The organism is Spiroplasma sp. ChiS (assembly GCF_002968355.1).
Lineage (GTDB): Bacteria > Bacillota_I > Bacilli_A > Mycoplasmatales > Mycoplasmataceae > Spiroplasma > Spiroplasma citri.
Map to the genome: position 1 here is coordinate 1 of NZ_PUUH01000259.1, position 696 is coordinate 696.

The following is a 696-nucleotide window of genomic DNA, read 5'->3' on the forward strand; positions in this document are numbered from 1 at the left end:
AATTCCGTTCCAGTTAAACTCTTTCAAATATTACGCTTTAAATTTTCATCATATTTTACAATAGAATAATAATTATCATAAATCAAACCGATTGCTACTTGATTACAATTTTTTTCACTCGAATTCCGTTCCAGTTAAACTCTTTCAAATATTACGCTTTAAATTTTCATCATATTTTACAATAGAATAATAATTATCATAAATCAAACCGATTGCTACTTGATTACAATTTTTTTCACTCGGATAAATAAACTTATTACTCAATCAAAACCCAATATGACGATTATGATTAGGTAAATTTATAAATGAAGCTTTATCTGTTCTAAAAACTATAAATTCTCTTCGAATAAAGTAATTTTCTATGTTAATATTCTTCTTATAACTTGGTTTCTGATGCATTACTCAAATCAACTCGCTTTCGGTTACACTGCATTGAGCAAACATTTAACTTAAAATACAAACTACCAACAATTTTTTTATTCAAAATAGAATGACAAATTTGACATTTACGTTTTAAAAAAAATATTCAAATTCCTAACATAATTAATCACACTCCTTTGTTTAATAAACATTGTTATATTTAATGTTTATCTAATGTTTATTTAATGTTTATATATTGTTTATCTATAGTTTATTTATTGTTTAATAAACATTGTTATATTTAATGTTTATCTATTGTTTATTTAATGTTTAATA

General features: G+C 22.3%; 1 protein-coding gene and 1 pseudogene. Both read right to left on the minus strand.

Annotated features, from left to right (window positions below; all coding sequences use genetic code 4):
- Positions 1-123: 123 nt before the first annotated feature.
- Positions 124-399 (minus strand): annotated as a pseudogene (locus C6B38_RS06725) (DUF3627 domain-containing protein); the annotation flags it as partial.
- The gene (locus tag C6B38_RS10665) at positions 377-541 is read right to left on the minus strand and encodes a hypothetical protein (protein ID WP_199558607.1); all 165 of its coding nucleotides are present in this window, start codon (positions 539-541) and stop codon (positions 377-379) included. The pseudogene C6B38_RS06725 and the gene C6B38_RS10665, both read right to left, overlap by 23 nt.
- Between the last annotated feature and the right edge of the window lie 155 nt (positions 542-696).